Annotated in this window: 14 protein-coding genes; 5 read left to right on the forward strand and 9 right to left on the reverse strand. The window is 62.9% G+C overall.

What is annotated here, in order from left to right:
- Positions 1–2: 2 nt before the first annotated feature.
- The 5 genes from MYCSP_RS21225 (at position 3) to MYCSP_RS21245 (ending at position 5,624) form a co-directional block, all read left to right on the forward strand.
- On the forward strand, positions 3–2,990 hold the full coding sequence (locus tag MYCSP_RS21225) for an MMPL family transporter (protein ID WP_088415036.1): 2,988 nt from the start codon (positions 3–5) through the stop codon (positions 2,988–2,990).
- 106 nt (positions 2,991–3,096) lie between these two features.
- On the forward strand, positions 3,097–3,399 hold the full coding sequence (locus MYCSP_RS21230; protein ID WP_088415038.1) for a WXG100 family type VII secretion target: 303 nt from the start codon (positions 3,097–3,099) through the stop codon (positions 3,397–3,399).
- Positions 3,396–3,686 (forward strand): WXG100 family type VII secretion target, encoded by a 291-nt coding sequence (locus MYCSP_RS21235; RefSeq protein WP_083014209.1) that lies wholly within the window; start codon positions 3,396–3,398, stop codon positions 3,684–3,686. The genes MYCSP_RS21230 and MYCSP_RS21235 overlap by 4 nt, the downstream gene beginning before the upstream one ends.
- Positions 3,686–4,990, forward strand: coding sequence for a colicin D domain-containing protein (locus MYCSP_RS21240; RefSeq protein ID WP_083014207.1), 1,305 nt, complete (start codon positions 3,686–3,688; stop codon positions 4,988–4,990). Before MYCSP_RS21235 ends, MYCSP_RS21240 begins: the two co-directional genes overlap by 1 nt.
- 1 nt (position 4,991) lies before the next feature.
- Positions 4,992–5,624: a hypothetical protein gene (locus MYCSP_RS21245; RefSeq protein WP_083014205.1), complete on the forward strand. Its 633-nt coding sequence runs from the start codon at positions 4,992–4,994 to the stop codon at positions 5,622–5,624.
- A 24-nt stretch (positions 5,625–5,648) separates the two neighbouring features.
- Here the strand turns inward: MYCSP_RS21245 and MYCSP_RS21250 are convergent, their stop codons facing one another.
- The 9 genes from MYCSP_RS21250 to MYCSP_RS21290 form a co-directional block, all read right to left on the reverse strand.
- Positions 5,649–7,484 (reverse strand): DUF2339 domain-containing protein, encoded by a 1,836-nt coding sequence (locus MYCSP_RS21250; protein WP_088415040.1) that lies wholly within the window; start codon positions 7,482–7,484, stop codon positions 5,649–5,651.
- Between the two features lie 86 nt (positions 7,485–7,570).
- Positions 7,571–8,230 carry a TetR/AcrR family transcriptional regulator gene (locus MYCSP_RS21255; protein WP_070912039.1) on the reverse strand — a complete coding sequence of 220 codons (660 nt, stop codon included), beginning with the start codon at positions 8,228–8,230 and terminating at the stop codon, positions 7,571–7,573.
- A gap of 25 nt (positions 8,231–8,255) precedes the next feature.
- Positions 8,256–9,506, reverse strand: coding sequence for an MlaD family protein (locus MYCSP_RS21260; RefSeq protein WP_088415042.1), 1,251 nt, complete (start codon positions 9,504–9,506; stop codon positions 8,256–8,258).
- Positions 9,503–10,708 carry an MlaD family protein gene (locus MYCSP_RS21265; RefSeq protein WP_083014409.1) on the reverse strand — a complete coding sequence of 402 codons (1,206 nt, stop codon included), beginning with the start codon at positions 10,706–10,708 and terminating at the stop codon, positions 9,503–9,505. Before MYCSP_RS21265 ends, MYCSP_RS21260 begins: the two co-directional genes overlap by 4 nt.
- Positions 10,708–11,832, reverse strand: coding sequence for an MCE family protein (locus MYCSP_RS21270; RefSeq protein ID WP_088415044.1), 1,125 nt, complete (start codon positions 11,830–11,832; stop codon positions 10,708–10,710). The genes MYCSP_RS21265 and MYCSP_RS21270 overlap by 1 nt, the downstream gene beginning before the upstream one ends.
- Positions 11,832–12,878, reverse strand: coding sequence for an MlaD family protein (locus MYCSP_RS21275; protein WP_070911808.1), 1,047 nt, complete (start codon positions 12,876–12,878; stop codon positions 11,832–11,834). The genes MYCSP_RS21270 and MYCSP_RS21275 overlap by 1 nt, the downstream gene beginning before the upstream one ends.
- A complete protein-coding gene (locus MYCSP_RS21280; RefSeq protein WP_083014196.1) occupies positions 12,871–13,938 on the reverse strand; it encodes an MlaD family protein in 1,068 nt (355 codons plus the stop codon). The genes MYCSP_RS21275 and MYCSP_RS21280 overlap by 8 nt, the downstream gene beginning before the upstream one ends.
- On the reverse strand, positions 13,935–15,506 hold the full coding sequence (locus tag MYCSP_RS21285) for an MlaD family protein (RefSeq protein ID WP_083014194.1): 1,572 nt from the start codon (positions 15,504–15,506) through the stop codon (positions 13,935–13,937). Before MYCSP_RS21285 ends, MYCSP_RS21280 begins: the two co-directional genes overlap by 4 nt.
- On the reverse strand, positions 15,507–16,364 hold the full coding sequence (locus MYCSP_RS21290; RefSeq protein WP_070911805.1) for an MlaE family ABC transporter permease: 858 nt from the start codon (positions 16,362–16,364) through the stop codon (positions 15,507–15,509).

Consider the following 16,364-nt stretch of genomic DNA (forward strand, 5'->3'; position numbering starts at 1 on the left):
CTGTGTTCGCCTGGTGGGGCCGAATGGTGTACCGGTATCGGTTCATCGTCGTTGCTGCATTCGTCACCGTTTGCCTGGGTTCCGGATTGTTCGGAATCACGCTCGGCGATCACGTGACGCAGAGCGGCTTTTTCGCTGACAACAGCGAGTCCGTCAAGGCCTCCGTCATGGCCGACGACGCGCTGGGACGTGACCGCACCACGCACGTCGTCGCGGTGATCGCCGCCCCCGAGGGCAAGACGGTCGACGACCCAGCCTTCCAGAAGAAGGTCATCGACCACTTCGATCAGCTCCAGAAGGACAATCCCGACGAGGTCTACGGCTGGGCCGGCTGGCTACGCGCCCCCACCACCACCGATCCCACCGTCAAGCGGATGGTCACCGACGACCGCAAACACACCTTCGTCTCGGTCAGCCTCAAGGGCGACGACGACGACACCATCCTCAACAACTACAAGGCCCTGTCGGATCCCGACAAGGACGGCGACCCCGCCAAGAACAAGTTCCTGATGGACGGCGTGGACATCAAGCTGGCCGGCCTACAGCCTGTCGCCAGTGAGCTGACCGGAACCATCGGCAAGGACCAGCAGCGCATGGAGGTCCTGTCGCTGCCGGTCATGGCCGTCGTGCTGTTCTTCGTCTTCGGTGGTGTGATCGCCGCCGGATTGCCACTGATGGTCGGTGGTCTCACCATCGCCGGCGCGCTGGGCATCATGCGACTGATCACGCTGTTCGCCCCCGTGCACTTCTTCGCACAGCCGGTGGTGACACTGATCGGTCTGGGTATCGCCATCGACTACTCGCTGTTCATCGTCAGCCGGTTCCGGGAAGAGATCGCCGAGGGCTACGACACCGAAACCGCGGTGCGCCGCACCGTCATCACGTCGGGTCGCACCGTCATGTTCTCGGCGACGCTGATCGCGGCCGCCCTGTTGCCGATGCTGATCGTGCCCCAGCAGTTCCTGAGGTCGCTGACGTACGCGGGTATCTCCTCGGTGCTGCTCGCCGCGATTCTGGCGGTCACCGTGCTGCCCGCGTGCCTGGGTGTCCTCGGACGACACGTCGACGCGCTGAGCATCAAGCGGTTCAGCCGCACCAAGTCTCGCGACGAGCTGGAGAACGGCTTCTGGGGACGCACCGTCGTCTTCGTCATGCAGCGGCCGCTGGTGTTCGCCGTGCCGATCGTCATCGTGATGCTGCTGTTGATCATCCCGCTGGGCAACCTGAAGCTCGGTGGCTTCAGTGAAAAATATTTGCCCCCAACGAATTCCGTGCGCCAGGCGCAGGAGGATTTCGACCAGCTCTTCCCCGGCTTCCGTACCGAGACCATCACCATCGTCACCAAGGGCGCCACTGATTCGCAGCTCAACCAGATTCGCGCCGACGCGATGAAGGTCCCCGGCTTCGTGGAGCCCGGTGGCGACAAGTCTCAGATGTGGCAGCGCCGACAGGCCGTCAAGACCGACGGCGATACCAGCGTCAAGGTCATCCAGAACGCCCTGATCGACCGAAACACCGCCGGGGCCAAGGTCAAACAGCTGCGGGAGATACCCGCACCCAAGGGCGTCACCATGTATGTCGGTGGCACGCCCGCGCTTGAACAGGACTCCATCGACACCGTCTTCGGCAAGCTGCCCTTCGTGATCGTGATCTTGATCAGCGTCACCACGATCCTGATGTTCCTGGCCTTCGGTTCGCTGGTGTTGCCGATCAAGGCCGCCGTCATGAGTGCCCTGGGCCTGGGCTCCACCATGGGCATCTTGACGTGGATATTCGTCGACGGGCACTTCTCCAAGTGGCTGAACTTCACGCCGACACCGCTGACGGCACCGGTCATCGTGCTGATCATCGTGGTGATCTACGGCCTGTCCAGCGACTACGAGGTCTTCTTGATGTCGCGCATGATCGAGGCGCGCCACCAGGGACTGTCGACCACCGAGGCCGTGCGCGTCGGTACCGCCAACACCGGACGAATCATCACCGCGGCCGCATTGATCCTCATCGTGGTGGCCGGCGGCTTCGCCTTCTCCGATCTGGTGATGATGAAATACCTGGCCTTCGGTCTCATCGCCGCCCTGATCCTCGACGCCACCGTGGTGCGCATGCTGCTGATCCCCGCGGTTATGAAGTTGCTCGGCGACGACTGCTGGTGGGCACCGGCCTGGATGAAGCGCATCCAGGTCAAGCTCGGCCTCGGCGAGGTCACCCTGGCCGACGAGCGCAAGCGTCCCACCGGCCGCGAGCAGGCCATCGCCGCCGCCTCGTCTCCGGTCGGGTCCAACGCGCGCACCACCAAACTGCCGATCGCCTCCGAGCGCACCCGTCTGCCCTCGGCGTCCACACCGCGCCAACACGATCCGTCGGCCCCGGCACGACCCACGCCGACTCCGCCCGCTCCCCCGACCACTCCGGTCAACCTGGCGGGCAACGCGGGCGAGGACGCGCCCGCGACCACGCGGATGTCGGTGCCCGGCAAGAACGTTGCTCCCACCGATGCGCCCACCACACGCGTACCGGGTGGCAATCCGGCGGGCCCGGACGCTCCGACCACGCGTAGCGCTGTTCCGGGCGGTCACCGCCCGGAACGCCCGAATGCCGATCGGGAGATCGAGTCGTGGCTCGGCGAGCTGCGCGGCCCCAAGCAGTCCGGCTCGACGCCAACCGCGGAGTCGGGTGACGCGACCACCGCGATTCCCATCGCCAAGCCCCAGCCCTCCAACAGCGCACCGGGCGAGGATGCGACGACGGCTATGCCCATCGCCGCGCCCAATGCGACCCGGCAGGGCCCGCCGCGGGCGCCGCGTCCGCCGCGGGCCGATCAGCCCGGCGCTCCGTCCGCCGATGCGACGGAAGCGCTGCCGGCCGGTCAGAATCGCGATCAGAAGCGCACGCCGCAACAGCAGCAGGAGGCCGACGAGGCCACCCGTCGCAGCCGTGGTGGCAGTGTGAGCGCCCAGGACCTGCTGCGCCGGGAGGGGCGTCGCATCTAGCGACGCACCTCGCCTCATCTATGCATTCGTAGATGTGATCTCGACTTGGGTGGCGATCTTGAATACCCCCCGTTAGGGTTTCGCCATACCCAGGGGAGGGCCACCAGTGCTCATTGACAGCGACGACCTGCACATCACGGCATCGGTCGTCCGCGCAATGGCCGACGCATCCAAGAAAGGCTGGCAGGCGCTCGATAGCGCTGCATCCGTGCTGAAGGAAGGTTGGCTCGGCAATCGCGCTGAGGAGTTCGATGACCAGTATGAGGCGCTGGTATCTCAGGCCGAGAAAATCTTGAAGCACCTGGACGAGATACCGCAAAAAATCATCAACAACGTCGAGGCCTACATCGCTCAAGAACAAGCCAATATTGCAGGTATTTCGGGCGTGAACGGGCAGATCAACACATGATCGACCGGCTCGTGTTCGACAGAGAGCACATCGACAACACATCGAGGACCCTGACCGAGTATTCAGATCAAGTCGCCGAAGCAGTGCACAAGGTCACCGCGGAGGTCGACAGGTCTGAACAGTCTTTTCAGGGTGTGGCCGGCGATCAGTTCCGCGAAAGCACCAGAGAATGGCTCAAGGCCGCTGAGGAGCTGAAGGATGTTCTTGGCGAGATGTCTACCTGGTTGACCGGAGTCGGGCAGACTTATGACGACGCTCGTGCGATCAACAGGTCGATGTTTGACTGATGCCTACCGAGATCGTCTATCGCAACTATTTCAGCATCGCCCGCGATGCTGACGATGCCTCAAAGTTCTTGTCGCAAGGCGCCAGCGCCCTCACCCTTGCTCTAGAAGGCACCGACTCGATGGCCGGTAGCGATATCGCCGGAAAGCAGTGGGGCGCAGAGTACGACGAAGCCGCTAAGGGCATCATCGACGGCATCAACAGCACCACCGCAGCACTTGTCAGCTTTTCAGCCCGGCTGAAGCAAACCGCCTACAACTGGGGCGAATCCGACGGGCTCCAGGGGAGCCTTCCCGGTGAAGAACGTGCCGATGAGGGGCAGCCGACGACCGTGCAGGCAGCCGCACCACCGTCCGCGATCGGGGATTCGGGAGCAGGACTCCAGGGTGTCATCGATCTCGTCGGTGAAATCGGTATTCCGATTCCCAATGGTGATACAGGGAAGCTGGACACCGCTCAATCTGCCTGGAAGAACTTCGCCAACAACGATTTACGCGCGGCAATCGATGTATTGGCGGCCGGACGAGACACCATCGTCGAAGACAAAAGTCCTGAGATCGATCTCATCGAAGCTGAGTACGGCGAGATCCAAAACTCCGTCATTGAGATCGGCAAGGCAGTGGACGCCATCGGCCCGAGTTGCGGGGACTTCAAGGCAACACTGGATAAATTACGGCAAGACATCAAGGACACTGTTGAGCAGATGCTCATCGAGCAAGCTGCTTCTGTAGCGGTGGGAATAGCGCTCTCATTTGTCACTGCCGGTATCGCCAGTGCGGCGGGCGCTGGTGTTGCCGCCTGGCGCATCACAAAGGCCTCCAAGTACATCAAGAATCTTATTGAGACTGCGGTCACCACAGCCAAACTCTCCAAGACAGGCCGGGCGCTCGCCGAAGGGGTTACAAAGTTCAAAGGGGCGATGGAGGCGTTGGCGGCGAAACTCCCCAAGCCACTGCGCCCGGGTAAGACCAAAACGCCTGAACCTCCCAAGCTCCAAGTCACGTACAAGAAGAGCAACCTGGACAAAAAATTCGATTCGCACGCCAAGGACATGTTTGGAATCGAAGGAAACCGAAACAAGGCGAACCTGGAGAAATTTCAGAAATCAATTGAGGGATTTCTCGAAGATCCTGCGAACAAGAGGATCAGCGTGCCCGACTACCATGGACAGGGGCCTGCGGTTGTTACCTACAATCCAATGACCAGGAAGATGGTCATGCAGAGGCCGAATGGCGAGTTCTGGTCATGCTGGGAAATGACGCCTCAGCAGTATCAAGGACTGCTCAACGGCGGAAAGTTCTGGTGACATGACGCAAGACGCTCATCACTCCGAGGCAGCTGCATTCCTTTCTGCCCTAGGCCGATTGGTCGGACAGTATCTGGGCGGAACGATTACTGCACGGGTATACACCCGGAACTTCATGTCCCTGAGATCGAGATTTATTACGGACGCAGTAGTCGACGATCCGGTGGTACGTGACATGTTCACGGACCTCGAAGACTATGTGCCCGCGTACCAGCCTCCTGATCCGTCCGAACCACAGGCGATCTCCGAGGCAGAGATGCACCGCCGCCTGATCGATGAGCGAATTCCTGCTCTCGAAGGGCGCTACGGAAGATTCATCGAACTTCACACGCCTGATGCCGAATACCTCTCCAAACAAGCGGATTTGGCGCGCAGGATTCGCGATCTGTCGTCCGCGTACGCACAAGGCACGCTCTCCGCGGAGGATTTCATCGCCGACATCTACTCCGTCCAAGACGTTGGCGATCAATGGCAGGTCTTCCACGACCTCTTGGACACCTCGTACGCCGACGCCGCGGAACTCGAAATGGGTTCCCCTGACGTTGGCAGCGATGCGTACGGTCGTGATGCACGGCTGCTTGCAGCAGAGCGGGCAAGAGTTTTGGAAAGCACCTTCGGATTGACCGCCGACTGAGCACGTTTCCACTGGAAATCCGCATTACTTGACCGGCAGCTCGGCATCGGATTGTTCACCGCACGTTGCATATTCGCGCGCGTACAACGTCCCGCCGCCGAGCAGCAGCAGACCGGTGACGATGAAGGCGCCGATCCGGGCAATGCCGTCAAGAGTGGCCAGGTCGAACAGGAACAGTTTGGCCACTGCCATCGCGGCAAGCACGAATCCTGTTCTGGTGAGCCATATCTGGTCGCGATAGCGCCGCAAACCGGCAAGCAGTAGCGACACCGACACCCCCATCCAGGACACCGTCGCCAGACCGTGGCCCAGTAAGAACCCGTCGTTGTTGCCGAGCAGTGCGGTACCCGCGAGGACGATCGCCGTGGTTCCGGAGTACAGGATCGACACCCCGGCCAACACACCGCGCAGCGGAGCGGATTGCGGGCTCGCCCAGCCAACCCGCTGCATGGCCGCCATCACCATGCCGACCGTGACCGCCATGAGCACGCTGGCGACGATCAATAGCGGACCGGCCGCACGCACCGCGCTGTTCGAGTCGGCCAGCAGCTCCGGCGGTGCGTACACGATGTAAGCCATACCGCCGAGTGCGCCGAACACCTGGCCCAGCACCAGCGAAACACGCTCCCGGAGTTGGTATCCAATGGCACAGAAGGACAGCGCAATCGCCAGCAGCACCACCACCAGTACAGCATCCCGGGTGCCGTCGACCGACGCCTGCAACAACGCCAAACCCGCCACCGCCGCCATCGTGACGCGCGCATGCAGCGGAAGGCCCCCGACCAGAAGAAGCGCCGCGCCCATCACGGCGGCGACCCCGACCGGCACCAGCACTCCCAGCGGCCACACCGGGAGCAACAGCGCACTGTAGAGCACCGGCACGGAAGCAACCGCGATCATTATCGACGAGGTGGGGTCGTTGTCGTCACCGGTGAGCAGCCACAGCGATCCCACCAGGGTCACCAGCAGCGCCAGTACCGCCATGACGAGCAGGGCATGCGGGTGTCCGTGGCCCGCCTCATGGCCGATGGCCGCCAGCTGTATCAGAGTGACACCCACGGTCCGGAATGCATGCAGCACCGGCCAATTGCGGCCGATCTGGGCGGGCAGGCTGGCGATCAGCAGCACCAGTACGAACGCGGCGAGTTCGACGGTGAACCCGTCGGTGAGGAACGGTGCCAGCACGGTGATCGCGACGACCACACCCGCGGCGAAGGGTTGGGAATTCCATTGCCGCGCCAGTACCAGGCCGGCACCCGCGATGGCGAGCCCGAGAATCAATCCCGCTACCACCGGAATCTTCTCGTAGATCACCGTGAGCGCCAGTACGTCGAAGAAGGCGGCCGCGAATCCGGTTGCCGCGGTGGCGATGCCTCCGATCCTGCCACCGGGCCGCGAGTACACCCGGACACCCAGCGCCACCAGTCCGCCCGCGAGCAGCGCGCCGGACAGCATGCGCGGTACCGGACCGAAGTACCCGCTCTTGGCGGCCAGCACCAGCAGCATGACCACGCCGGCAAGTGTCACCACCGCCCCGGCGAAGGCCATCGCCTTGCTGGCAATACCCTCACGCGCCCAGAATGGCTCCTTGGGCGAAGGCGCGGCCCCCGCCGTCGCCATCACAGGCATTCGAGCAGGTGGGCCGGGTGCTGCCGCAGGCAAGGGCGCGAGCGTCGCCAGCGGTGCGGCGCCCTGCGCGCGCCGGTAATCATCCCAATATTGCTGGGCTTTCAGGTATTCGGCTTGAGTCCATTCGACCATCCGGCCCCGCAATGCATCTAGTTCGCCCCGCAGCGCACGTTCACGCCCGTCGAGCTCGTCCAGCGTCGCGGTCATCTGCTGCAACTGTGGATCTGTCATACCTCTTAGGGTGCGGGCCGGGCGACACAAGATGAACACGTAGACCTACCGCCGCGGGTAGGGGTTTCTCACGCCACTAGGTAGCGCTACTCACCGACGCCGTCCGCACCGTCCCGAACTTCTGCCAGCACTTGTCCCCGGTATGCGGCACGCAGAGTTCGGGACGCAAACAACTCCTGCTCGCCCCACGGCAGGTATGGCCTTGTCGCCAACAGCGAGGCAACCCCGTGCGTGGTCGCCCACAACTGCAAGGCCGGCTCCATGGTGCTACCGCGGGGAAACCGCTCTTCGTCGACCAGTTCTTGCACAACGTCTCGGAGGTGCAGGAAGGCTGCGCTGCTGAGTATCTCGTCCGATTCGCTGCCCAGCCGTGGCGGGCTCGCGGTGGCGAACCGGTACAACAGCGGACTCTCCGCGGCAAAACGCACATAGGCCAGCCCGAGCGCGTGCAGTCGTTCAATTGCCGTGGGGACGTTGAGCGTGGCCCGCTGCAGCGCCTCCCCGAGCTGTTCGAAGTACCGCGCGCACAGGGCGTCTGCCAACTCGTCGGTACTCGAGAAGTGCCGATACAAAGACGGCGCCGTGATGCCCAGCGCGCGCGTCAGCTCGCGGGCAGACGGAGCCCGCGCCTCCCCCGACCTGAGGATGAGGTCCATCGCGGTGTCGATGATCTGCTGTCGCAGAAGCCAACCCTGCCCCTTAGGCAGGCGCTGTCGCGGTGCGGTTGCGTCGTTTTCGTCACCCATGTGTCGCTCCAACCGCATATCCCAATCACCGCGGGGGTTCGATCGGCAGTGTCGGCCCGCCGTGTGGGGTCGGGATCGTGAACCTGCCCTTGGGGGTGGGGTCGGTCGTCTTTCCGAGGTCGGCGCCCTGCGGCGGACCGGCGGTGTCGTCCCCGGCGGGGCGCGGTGCATTCTTGGCACCGCGAATCAACACCGCGGGGTCGTCATCGGCGCAGTAGGTATACACGGGCGGCTCCGGGAAATCAGCCGACGACGGCGGCACACGCGGAGTGCCGTAGTCACAGGCATAGCGCGGGTACAGATCCGCGGTGGCCCAGACTCCGTTGTCGCGCATGGTGTCTGCGATCGCACCGAATGTCGACCCGCGATAGTTGGGGAAGAAGGCGTTGATGGCCGGCGTGCGCACGTAGAGCATCTGCGATGTCGTGGCCAGGCTGGCGAGCAATTGCACCATGGTGTCGGAGTTGTCCGCGAACAGGTTGTCCACCGCACCCAGGGTCTTCGGGGCCTGATCGACCAGGGTGCGGTAGCCGTTCTGCATCTTGTCGACACCCCGCAACGTACGGCCCAAGCTATCGGCCGTCGCCTTGATGCCGGAGTTTTTGTCCGAGGCCAAGGTCAGCACCACGCGGCTGGTCTTGAGCAGGCTGGTGGTCTCGGGCAGCACCGAATCGAGGGTGCTCAACAAGAAGGTGCCACCGTCGATGATCTCGGTGAGCTTGCGCGGCCCCTCCTTGCTCAGGCTCAGTTCCTTCTTGATGAGCTCAAGCTTCTTGGGATCCACCTGGGCCAGCAGACCATCCGCATCGGCCAACAGCTTGGCCAGCGTGACCGGCACCTGAACGCCATCCGAGATCACGCTGCCGTCCTCAAGGAACGGGCCCTGTTGGCCCGGGGTGCCCTCGAAGTTGATGTACTGCTCACCGGCGGCGGAAAGGCCGGTCACCCGGACCTTGGCAGCGGCGGGAATCTTGTATTTCGACAAAATCTCGGCGGTGGCCTCGACTCCCTGTGGGGTGATCTCCAACGACTGCACGGTGCCGATCTTGACCCCACGCAGCGCGACATCCTGCCGGGGCAACAGGCCCCCGGATTCGGTCAGCTTCACCGTGACTTGGTACGTCGACGCGAAGGGGTTGGCCCGCAACGCACCGACGAACAAGTAAGTCACCGCCAGAACCAACGTCAGCGTCAGCGCCACCCCCGATAGCACCGACTTCTGACGGTGTCCGGCACGCACCACACCGACCACGGCATTCGCGACCGCGTTGATCATCGCCCAGCTCCCGGCGGAGCGTCCGTTGGCCGGATGGTTTCAATGACACCCGGCTCTGTGGGGCTGGGGCGCACCGGAACGTCTTGACCGAATTGACCCTTGCCTACGACGCGTTCCTGCAGGCGCCACAGTGTGTATTTGACGGAGCCGGCCAACTGAGCCCAGTTGTAGCGCTTGGGCCCGTGCGTGCCGATATCGGCGTAGGAGCCCACGTCAGGTATCGAACCGAGCACCAGCTGATCCAGCGAGGCGTGCAGTGAAAGCGAATTTCCCGCGGTCGCTTTGATGGCCGAGGGGAAAATGCGGTTGAATGCCGCCAGGCTGGTATCGGGATCCAGTGCCACGTCATTCCATGCCTTGGCCACCGTGTTCGCGTCCTTGATGATGCTGCGGCCGCTGGTATCGGTGCCTGCGATCGACGGAAACTTCTGCAGCTGACGCGTCGTGTCACCCAACATGAGCAGCAGTTCGGAGAGCTGTGCTGTGTTGGAGGCCAACGTCTCTGTTGCCGGCCCGGCCGCCTTCACGATGTCGGTGACCACCTGATTCTTGGCATCTACCTGATCTGCCAATTGCGATGTCTGCGTGAGGGCCTCGGAGATCTGCGCCGACCGCGAGTTCAGCGTTGCCAGTAGCTGGTTGGAGTCGTTGATCAGATCTCCGAAGGCTCGTCCCTGATCCCCGGTGGCCTTACCAAAGCCATTGACAACGTTCGTCAGGTTGCGCACCGCGCCGCCATTGGAGGCCAAAGCGGCCGAGCTGAGCACGGCCTCCACGGTCGCGGCGGCACTCGTGGAGTCAAGCCCGATCGTGTCCCCATCCGTGAGCAGCGGACCATCGGTGGATGCCCCCACAGGAGGACGGATCGATACAAAGACATCACCCAGCGGTGTGGCCGAACGCAATTCGGCGGTACTGCCCTTGGGCAGCCGCACCCCATCGAGAATCCGGAGTGTGGTGACGGCCGTGAAGTTACGCACGTACATCTCGTCGACCTGCCCCACGTCGGCGCCGGCCAACTTGACCTTCGCGCTGTCGGGCAGATTCAGGACATTCGAGAACAGCGCGGTGAGGTGGTAGCCGCCACTGCCGATGCCGGGCGCCGGCAGCGGTAGGTCGCCCAGTCCATTGGTGGCACATCCGCTGAGGACGGTGGCCGTCATCAACGTGGCCGCCGCCATCCGTGCCGTCCGCACCGCCATCATTTCTGTCCCATCGCGGCGAGTCCATCCAGCACGTAGGTCAGCCCGAAATCAGGTCCATAGTCTTGCAGGGTTCCTGTGCTGCAACCCAATTGGCGCAGCCCCATCATGTTGCAGATCTCTTTGTCCATCTGGCTCTCGAACAGCAGCCGGTCGGTCATGAACCGGATACGCAGACGCTTGTTGTCCTGGTCCACGGCGTTGTACATGTTGTCCCAGGCCAACGGTTGGACGTCGATCCACTCAGAGATCTCACGACGGTTGTCGACCACCGCCTTCAGCGCGGTGTTCGAATTCAGGATGGTTTGTTTGAGGTGGTCGCGATTCGCCTCGACAATGTCACCGGCCTGCTTGACAAGCTCGTTGAACCTGCGCCCGGTAGAGCCGGTGCCCAACGACTCCTCATCGAGGATTTGGCTCAGTTGACGCACGGTGGAGGCGAATTCACGCAGCTTGCCATCGTTGGCTGCCGCCGCATCGAACAGTGAACTGACGTTCTTGATGATGGCCGTCAGCTGCTCGCGGGTTGTCGTTCCCCCCTCTGAGCTCAGACGCAGAGCCTTGGACAGCTCGCCGAGCCCAGCCTTGATCTTCTCCCCGTTGCCGTCGGCAATGCGGGCGGCGGGGTTGACGATATCGGCCACCGGCCCCTGTCCCTTGCCATCTCCCTTGAGAGACAGCGAAAGCCGATCCAGCATGCCCAACACACGATCAAACTCCACCGGGGTCTTCGTATGGTCCAACCCAATGGTGTCGCCGTCCTTGAGCGCGGGACCACCGCGGTACGGAGGCGACAGTTCCACCTGACGATCGGTCAGGATCGACGTAGACAACGTGACCGCCTGCGCTTCGACGGGCACCTTCACGTTCTTGTCGACGGTGAACTGCACCTCCACATATCCCGGCATGGGCGTGATCTTGGTGACCTTGCCCACCGGCATGCCCAGCACCGCGACCACATTGGATTCGTAAAGGCCCGAAGCGCTCTCGAATTGCGCAGTCAGCGTGATGTGGTCGGTCGCCGACTTCACCCAAAACGCGCCTGCACCGACAACGGCTGCAACCAGTACCGCCAGTGCGCCGATCACTGCGATCAGCCGACTTCTTCTGACACCCTTGTTCATCACTTGCAGTCCTTGAAGTACGGGATCATTCCGAATTGCTTTGCACGTCCACTGATCGCGCACATCCACGAATCGACCAGCAAGCCGTTCGTCAGATTGATATCGATGGCGTTGCCGGTGCCGGTCGAGTTGGCGATACCGCGTATCAGAACCGGCGCGATCGGGTACAGGCTGCGCAGCAGGTCATCGTGTTTACCCAGCATGTCCGAGAGCTCATGCGCCGTCTTGAGCATCGCGTCGAGCTGCGCCCGGTCCTGGACCACAACCTTGCTCAGCTGTTCCACCAGATTGGTGAATGACTGCAGCATCGCGTGAAAGGTGTTGCGCCGCGTCACGATCTCTTCAAGGATGTCCTGCCCCTGATTGATCAGGACTCCAATACCGGACTGCTGCCGCCGCAGCGTGCTGGTCACCTTCTCTGTGCTCTTGAGCAGTGTGCCCAGCTGATCGCGCCGATCGGCGATGACCGAGGACAGCGATTGGATGTTCTCCATTGCCCGCGGAACGACATCGGGCAATCCCTGGAGCTGTGTGCCCAGCACACTGAGAGACTGCGCCACCTTGTCGAAATCGACCTGCTCGAAGGTGTTGGTCGCTCCCGCCAGCGCAGCCTGCAGATCATAGGGGACCTCGGTGTGTGCAAGGTCAATTGTCTTGCCCGGCAGTGAATCTGCCCCTCTGGGACGCAGATCCAGATAGCGCGACCCCAAGATGGTGGTGACCCTGATCGATGCCTTGGTGTCCTTACCGAGACGGATGTCGTCGCGGACCTTCAGGCCGGCCTCGACATGATCACCCACCAGCTTCATGCTCGTGATGTTGCCGACGGGGATGCCCGCCACGGTTATCGGCTGACCCGGCCGTAGCGAGGCCGCCTGGACGAACTCGGCGGTGTAGCTCGTGTATCCCAGGCCCAGCGCTTTTACCAGCAACATCGCACCGATGAGACTCGCGATCACCGCGATCGCGACGAAGCCCAGCCAGATCTTGTTGTAGGTCTCGACGGGCCGGTTCTTGATCTTCTGCCACCTGGATCGCTCAGCCATTGGCCATGTTCCTGCATCGCGGGGTGTACTGGGCCACGTTCCCTGGGGTCGCCGCGTTGACGATGATCGGTATCACGTCATTCAGGCCGGGGAAGAAGCCGGTGAGATTCAGATCGCACATGTAGACGTTGATGAACGCGCCCTCGGAGTAGAAGCGAGACAGGCCCTTCAGCACGATCGGCAGGTTGTCCCCGAGAAACGCGTACTGCGGTTCGATGCCCACCACGTGGTTGGTGAATCCCGGCTGCCGGGTGACGATCTCTTCCAGCGAGGGGAACACGTCGTTGGTGATCTTCGAGAGGCGGCGCATGGTCTGCGACAGTGAGCCCGCCGCCGACACCAGCTCGGGGCGCCTGCTATCCAAATCCGACACCATCTGACGCGTCTGGGTAAGCACCTTGTCCAGGCTCTCGTTCTGCTGCGCAAGATTGCCGGTCACGGTATTCAGACTGGTGATCGCATTACCCAGAGCCTGGTCCCGACCCGCGAATGTCTTTGTCAGCGTGGATGTCTGGCTGACCAGAGTGACGATGGAGGCATTGTCTCCCTGCAGGGATTGGATAACGCCCTTGGTCAGGTTGTCGGCCTGCTCGGGGGAAAGCGTGCTGAACAGCGGCTCGTAGCCATTGAGCAGGGTGGTGACATCGAAGGACGGGTCGGTGCGCTCCACCGGGATAGTTGCTCCGGCGGCCAGCACTGTGCTGCTGGCAGGGTTGCCGGACTTCCCCGGTGACAGGCCCAGATAGCGCTGTCCCACGATGTTTTGGTAGGTCACCGAGGCTATCGTGTTGCCATACAGTTTCTGATCGTTCTGGACCACGAAATCGACCCGGGCCTGCTCGTTGTCAACCAGCTCGATCTTCTGGACGCGACCGACCCGCACACCGGCCATGCGCACATCGTCACCTTCGCGCAGCCCGTACACATCGGTAAAGCGCGCCGAATAGGCTGTGGTGCTTCCCGATACCTCACGAAGCAGCGTGGCGTACACCAGCCAACCGAGTGTCAGGGCCACGGTCATGAAGACCGCGAGGCCGATCAATGGACCACGGAATCTCATGAGGGTCCTTCCTTGACGAACGACACCGCACTCCCCCTGGCCACCGGGCCGAGCAGCAATTGAGTTGCGGAAGTCGCTGAACCGCCGGCGATCACACGGAGTTGGTCCCGCTCACCGCGGCTGCCGACGGGGCCGACGTTCCCGCCGTATGAGGCAGGGGCCAGGGCCGGCCTACCTGCCCCGTTGATTCCGCCGGGAGCGACCGGCGCGGGCGGTATCGGTGGTACCGCTGGCGGCGGAGGCGGTTCCAGATCGTCAGGATCTGAGGTACCAGGCACGCGGGGCACCGGGAAGGGCTGCCACGGCGGCAGCGGTGGGTTGGGGTCCGTCAGGTTCGGGCCACCAGGAGGGACGACTCTCGGTGGGGCCACCGCGACCAGGTTTCCGTTGGGGCCGATCACCGTTCCGGCCGGCGGAGCCAGATCCGGGGGCACCTTGTAGTTCTGGGGCAGCAGGGTCTCGGGCAGATCCGGACGCACGACCTGCTCAGGGGCAGTGAAACAGCTCGGGCCCTTCACCTCTCCATACCGAGGGCAGTCGGCGCGGGTGTAGGTGTAACTCGGCGCCAAGGTGATGGAGATCGGCATATTGGGGACGTCTCGGTCCGCCATCCACATCTGCTCGAACCAGTTCCGGGACAGCTTGTTGATGTTCCGGAAGATCGGGACGAACTTGTCCGCGTTCTTGGCGAAGACACCGATCGGCGGGGTGAGTTCGGTGGTGATTCCGATGAGCTGGTCAGTGTGGTTGTCGAACGCCTTCTTATTGGTGCCCACCGTGGTCAGCCCGGCGTGTAGCAGCGTCGTAAGCTGCTCGCGCTTCTCGGCGAGGGTCTGCATGGGTTGCACGGCCTGGTGCAGTGAGTCCAAAAGGTCGGGCGCACTTTGTTTGAGGCCTTCGGCCGCGTTCAGAAGCGCCGAGGCTGTGGACGGCCCCGTGTCGGTGGCCACGATCGCGTTCAACTCGGTGATCAGCCGGTTGAGCTGCGCCCCACCGGCCAGCAGCTTGACTCGGCGACTGTCGGTGGCGGCGCCGACCGCGGCCAAGATGCCCACCGAATTGTCCTCGCGGCCACGGCCGGTGGCGTTGAGGACATCACGCAACTTGCTGACCGTGGTCTGGAAGAGAACCGTGGGCAGCTCTTGATCCTCGGCGATATGGGCACCCGCGCGGATAGGCGCACCGGGCCCGCGGTCGACCAGCTGCACCGAAGACACCGCGAACACGTTGCTCGGCACCACGCGGGCGGTGGCCGTCGACGGGATGGACTTGACGTACTGCGGTTTCAGATTGATGTGCACGAAGTTCGGCTTGGCGCCGGTGGCCGGGGTGACGTCGTCGACCTCACCGACCAGCACGCCGTGATACTTCACATCTGACTTCTGCGGCAGACCATCACCGACATTCATCAGGTCGGCGACCACGGGTACGTAATCGTTAAGCCGCCCGGCAGATTTCAACAACATGGTGCCGGTGAGCGCCACGATCGCCGCGAGCGTGACAACGGAAAGCGTCAGAAGCTGGTTATCTGACGGACCGCGCCCATCCACTTCAAAGGGGTTAGGCATCTATCCGCCCAACCTGGCACCGGCGTCCACGCTCCACAGCGCCATGGTCAGCAGCATGTTCACCATGACCACAACGGTGATGGCCGCACGCATGGCGTGGCCGGCAGCAATTCCCACACCTTCCGGTCCGCCGCTGGCGTAGAAGCCGTAGTAGCACTGCACCGTCGAGGCGATCCACACGAAGACGACCGTCTTGATGATCGAATACACGACGTCGATACCGCTCACGCCGATGCCGAAGTAGTGCAGATACGACCCCACCGAGCCGCCGCTGAGAATGCCCACCATCACCTGACAGGACACGTAGCTGATCGCAAGGCAGGCCAGGTACAGCGGGATCACCGCGATGATCGCCGCCATCAGCCTGGTGGTCACCAGAAACGGAATCGGTCGAATTGCAACCGAATCCATGGCGTCGATCTCCTCGGCGATCCGCATCGAGCCCAGTTGTGCGGTGAACCGGCAACCTGCCTGCATCGCGAACGCGAGAGAGGCCATGATCGGTGCGAGCTCACGAGTGCTGGCCAATGAGCTGATGATGCCGGTGGCGGGCCCCAGCCCGAGAAGGTCCAAGAAGTTGTACGACTCGATGGCCACCAGAGCGCCCGCGGTAATGCCCAGGACCAATGCCACTCCGGCGGTCCCGCCGCCGACCACCAATGAGCCATTGCCCCAGGCGATATCGGACAGATGACGCAGAAACTCCTTGGGGTACTGGCGCAGCACCACTGGAATGCCGCTCAGGGCGCGGAAGAAGAAGGCCACCATGTGGCCGAATCGCATCAGCGGCCGGCGAACTCTGTTGTAGACGCGTATGAATGGCCTGCGCCCCGGCGACAGATAGCTGGATACCGTCAT

The sequence above is a fragment of the Mycobacteroides saopaulense genome (assembly GCF_001456355.1).
GTDB lineage: Bacteria > Actinomycetota > Actinomycetes > Mycobacteriales > Mycobacteriaceae > Mycobacterium > Mycobacterium saopaulense.